The organism is Moorena bouillonii PNG (assembly GCF_001942495.1).
GTDB classification, from domain to species: Bacteria; Cyanobacteriota; Cyanobacteriia; order Cyanobacteriales; family Coleofasciculaceae; genus Moorena; species Moorena bouillonii.
In genome coordinates this window covers 5,645,014-5,649,646 of sequence record NZ_MKZS01000001.1, presented here as the reverse complement: position 1 = coordinate 5,649,646, position 4,633 = coordinate 5,645,014, and the positions used below count along the sequence as shown (strand labels likewise).

Sequence of the window (4,633 nt, the reverse complement as noted above, 5' to 3'; positions counted from 1 at the left end):
AGGGAACAGGGAATCGGGAATCGGGAATCGGGAATCGGGAATCGGGAATCGGGAACAGGGAACAGGGAACAGGGAACAGGGAACAGGCAAGCTTGGCCAATAGGCCACGCTACGCGAACAACCTTCAACCTTCAACCTTCAACCCACCAACCTTAAACCTTCAACCAACTAACCTTAAACCTTAAACCTTCAACCAACTAACCTTCAACCTTCAACCTTCAACCAACTAACCTTCAACCTTCAACCCACCAACCTTCAACCTTCAACCTTCAACCAATTAACCTTCAACCTTCAACCCACCAACTTTAAACCTTCAACCAACTAACCTTCAACCCACCAACTTTAAACCGACCAACCTTGGCCTTTGGCCACGCTACGCGAACAACCGACCAACCTTCAACCTTCAACATAATGCCCCTACCACTACCTAACCTAGATGACCGTACTTATGCTGACCTCTTAGAAGAGGCTCGGTCTCTAATACCGAAAGAGTATCCTGATTGGACTGACCACAATCCTACTGACCCTGGCATCATCTTGATTGAGATGTTGGCTTGGTTGACGGAGATGGTGATTTACCGGACTAATCAGATCCCAGATGAAAACCAAAAAATGTTTCTGAAGCTGCTTAATGGTTCCGAGTGGCAGCTGGAAGGGGATTTGGAGACAGCAGTGCAGCAAACCATTGTGGATTTGCGGCAACGCTACCGGGCAGTCAGTAGTGAGGACTTTGAACAACTGGTACTACAAGACTGGCAGGACACACCAACCGCTAAGGCTCTTGGTCCTTTTGGTGTAGTCGCTAGGGCTAAATGCATTTCTCAGCAGAATCTGGCTTTGAGTGAACCAACTGCCAGAGAAGAACCTGCCCCAGGAAACATTAGCTTGCTGGTGGTTCCTCAAACTTTGGCTGATAACTACAGTTTGCTCTCCTTTGATGGCCAGGATGATTATCTGGAAATCCCTCATTCAGACCAACTCAATTTTGCTAACGATCAAGCTAAGGATCAAAATTTTACCATTGAACTTTGGGTCAGACCTGAAAAAGTCCAAGCTAGAACCCAAGAAACCTATAATAGTATCTTAGAAAAAGGTAGTGGTTCTGGGGGTTTTCCTTATGGGATTAGATATGACAACCAATCGGGTAAATTACAGGTAATTAGAAGTGATGGTACTAACTTTGCTACCATTAGTTCTACCAAAGCCATTAATGATGACAATTTTCATCACGTTGCTTTTGTCAAAGATAGTTCAACACTTTACTTATATCTTGATGGGGAATTAGAAGGCTTTACTGACGATATAACCTCAGGTAATACTATTAATGATTCATCCCTTTATCTTGGCTTTCGAGGTAACCAAAGCCATTAGTTCCAAGGCATAATTACTCAATTGCGGGTTTGGGGGGAAGTCCGCTTGCAGGCAGATATTAAACAGGAGATAAATAACTTTCTTAAAGGTACAGAAAAGGGATTAGTTGGTTGCTGGGATTTGGATGAAGGCTCTGGTATTATTGCTAATAATAAGACTCCTAACCAAAATCATGGAACTATCCAAGGAGCCAGTTGGTATCAACCCAATATCACTGCTTCACTGTTGCAAGGCTTATGGTCTTTCTTGGATGAACGGCGGTTGCTGACTGTACGCCATCACGTAGTTACCCCAGACTACCTACCCTTGCGAGTTTGGGCGCGACTCTATCTAGTGGCGGGGGGCAATGCCCAGCAGGTTAAAGACCAGGCAAACCAGGAGACCCAAGCTTTCTTCCACCCAGTTAATTCCCAGTCTTATTGGGATGGTCAGGGTTGGCCTTTTGGTAGGAGTATTTACGTTTCGGAGCTATATCAATTACTGGATCGCATCCCTGGAGTGGACTATGTCGAGGATGTCATGGTTCATACTCATGAGCTAACCATTGATCTAACCACTACTGTTTTAACTCAGGCAAGCTCAAGATCCCAGACTCAGATTACGGTTAAAGACACCACCGGTTTTAATGTAGGGGATACTATTCAACTCGACCCCAGCAGTAGTGATCAGGAATACTATACGATTAGTAGTATTGAGCAAGGACTAAAACAATTGACCTTGTCTTCAGCTTTAAATAAAGCTTATGGACTGGGAACAATGGTTGTCCGTCCCCTTAGTTTTGAGATTACCGAAGTGATATCCAACCTTGAGTTCAAGGTGAATCAAGTAACGGGATTGGCAGCGGGAGATACGGTTGGGATCATTTTTACTAATAGCAATCCAGAAAATATAGAAATTGACACTGTTGATTTTTCCAGCAATAAAATTACCCTCAAACAACCTCTCAGCCAAGCTCCAACCACAGGGACAAAGGTGGTTCAGTTAGGAAGCTGGCGGGAGGAACGTACTAAACCAAAAGAAAGCTATCAGTTTATCGAAAAAGAGCTGATCAGAGTTAAGCTGAAAAACTATGAGTTAGTAGACTTTAACGTACAGTTAAATTTAGTAATTATGGAATACATAGGGGAGCAATGGCAATTAATTAGCTAGGGAGTAGGGAACAGGGAACAGCGGATCTGGGAACAGCGGATCTGGGAACAGGGAATCGGGATTAGCAACAATAACACCAAACTCCCCATCTCCCTATCTCCCCATCTCTCCATCTCCCCACCTCCCCATCTCCCCATCTCCCCACCTCCCCATCTCCCCATCTCCCCATCTCCCCACTATTCCCTATTGCCTTTTTCGACAAGAACTGTGTTTAAAACCTAGATACAAACGCGCTTATGTCCAACTACTTCAGTAGCTATCTAAACTATCTACCAGCTAACTTTCAGGAAGACCCTTTTGTTGGTCGGTTTCTGCTAGCGTTTGAGCGGGTAATGAGTGGTTTTTTACCTAGGGATACTGATGATCCAAATCCTGAACAGTTGGCTCTAGAAGAGTACATTGACCGTATCCCTACTTACTTCAATCCCTATAATCATCCTGATTTACCAGTAGAGTCAGAGATAGCACCAACTGAGTTTATACCTTGGCTGGCCAGTTGGGTGGCGTTAAGTTTGCGAGATGATTGGAGCGAGGAGACTAAACGCCGATTTATCAGCAATATTGTCCCTCTCTATCGCCAACGGGGGACTAAGGCGGGAGTGAAGCAAATGCTAGAACTTTACACTCAAGAAGACGTTAAAATCTACGAATTTGAACAACCTGCTCACTACTTCCAGGTGACAATCACCTTGAATGAGCGAGACCCTAAACTGCTGCAACGTCAAGAAGAGATTGCGAAAGCAATTGTTAATCAGGAGAAACCAGCTCACACGTTTTATGCTTTGCGGGTGTTAATACCCGGTATGCAAATTATTAATGAGCCCACTGATAGTAAACCAGGCATCATCGTTGGGGAGACTACACTATTGGGCACCACAACCATATCGTAACTAAGGGAGAATTAAAATGGCAGATTATATTCAGTATCCTTACATTGACAAGCGAGTACGCTACTTCGATGGTGAGTTTTTAAAAGACCAGGATTTTATTGATGAACAAAAGTATCATATTGATCGACAGCGCCGCCTAGACCAATTCCTCCGGGTTTCGGGCATTTGTGATGGTTTGACTCTTAAGACTGACACTAATCAGGTGATTGTTACCCCTGGTACTGCTCTTGACAGTGAAGGTCGGCAGATTATTCTGAGTACAGACTCTTCGCCAATCAATCTTAGCGGGTATCAAAGTCAGGAAGTTTACTTAGTTATTTCCTATCAAGAGGAACAATCGGATCAGACAACTGATGGAGGTTTGGGTAGCAGTGGTGCCAGGCGCTGGCACGAAAAGCCCAATATCCAAGTTGCTACCCTGGGAAATGTGCCTGAGGACTCGATTGTTCTGGCAAAGCTGGCAATTGCTGGAAACGGTAATGTGACTCCTGATCTCAGTGTACGCCAGTATTCTGGAGTGCGTTTGCCTAGTGGTAATTTGGATAGTGGTGCAATCACTGGACCAACCCTGCGTTCTGGTGGTAATAGTGCCAGTAGTTTGGTTGTTATTGAGGGAGATTTGAGTGTTACAGGTGATACCACAGTAAATGGAAGTTTAAGCTTCAGCAGCAACGCATCTGGTGAGCGACCTCTGCTGATGGAAGCTCCCAGCGACGGCAATCATCGCGGTGACGGTACTCAAGGGGCAACCGGCTTAGTCTATCGAGTGGCAGAAAATCCCCCTGAAGGTGACCCGATCTTCCAAGTCAGAAGTGAAGGGGAAGCAGTTCGTTTCTTTGTAGAGCATAATGGATGGACTGGGAGTAGGAGCAATTCTGCATGGTTTGGAGGTACTGAAAGAGATAACTACTTTGCAGGCAAGGTTGGCATCGGCATTAATCCGGCTGAAGAACCATTACACATTCACTCGGCAGTAGGTCAAGGATTGAAAATTGCTGCAGCCGATAAAACTAGCATCATAAAATTGCATGTGGCGAGTGGTGATTATGGCTTCCTAAAATTAGGGGGAAGTAATGGAGATACTGTATTGCGAGGTGGTGATGATCACACTTCCAGCTTCTCTGGTGATCTTAGTGTAGCTGGGACTTTAACTGTTACAGGTAATACCCTGGTTGACTGACAAAACTTATTTAGGTGCATATTGGTAAGTCAGTACCTTAAAC

The 4,633-nt window shown here is 44.7% G+C and carries 5 protein-coding genes; 4 read left to right on the top strand and 1 reads right to left on the bottom strand.

What is annotated here, in order from left to right; genetic code table 11:
- Window positions 1–357: 357 nt before the first annotated feature.
- Window positions 358–1,371, top strand: a complete 1,014-nt coding sequence (locus tag BJP37_RS22960; protein WP_143727748.1) for a LamG domain-containing protein — start codon at window positions 358–360, stop codon at window positions 1,369–1,371.
- 21 nt (window positions 1,372–1,392) lie between these two features.
- Window positions 1,393–2,520: a hypothetical protein gene (locus BJP37_RS22955; RefSeq protein ID WP_075902265.1), complete on the top strand. Its 1,128-nt coding sequence runs from the start codon at window positions 1,393–1,395 to the stop codon at window positions 2,518–2,520.
- Here BJP37_RS22955 and BJP37_RS39855 read toward each other — a convergent pair.
- Window positions 2,517–2,681 (bottom strand): hypothetical protein, encoded by a 165-nt coding sequence (locus tag BJP37_RS39855; protein ID WP_158069728.1) that lies wholly within the window; start codon window positions 2,679–2,681, stop codon window positions 2,517–2,519. The genes BJP37_RS22955 and BJP37_RS39855 overlap by 4 nt on opposite strands.
- A gap of 75 nt (window positions 2,682–2,756) precedes the next feature.
- Between BJP37_RS39855 and BJP37_RS22950 the strand changes: the two genes are divergently transcribed.
- On the top strand, window positions 2,757–3,410 hold the full coding sequence (locus BJP37_RS22950) for a phage tail protein I (protein WP_075902263.1): 654 nt from the start codon (window positions 2,757–2,759) through the stop codon (window positions 3,408–3,410).
- 16 nt (window positions 3,411–3,426) lie between these two features.
- Window positions 3,427–4,590 (top strand): hypothetical protein, encoded by a 1,164-nt coding sequence (locus BJP37_RS22945; protein ID WP_075902261.1) that lies wholly within the window; start codon window positions 3,427–3,429, stop codon window positions 4,588–4,590.
- Window positions 4,591–4,633: the final 43 nt, after the last annotated feature.

Bases quoted from the DNA above. Each gene is read 5' to 3' on its own strand.
- BJP37_RS39855 (WP_158069728.1), bottom strand. From the start codon at position 2,681: ATGGGGAGATGGGGAGGTGGGGAGATGGGGAGATGGGGAGGTGGGGAG.
- BJP37_RS22945 (WP_075902261.1), top strand. From the start codon at position 3,427: ATGGCAGATTATATTCAGTATCCTTACATTGACAAGCGAGTACGCTAC.
- BJP37_RS22950 (WP_075902263.1), top strand. From the start codon at position 2,757: ATGTCCAACTACTTCAGTAGCTATCTAAACTATCTACCAGCTAACTTT.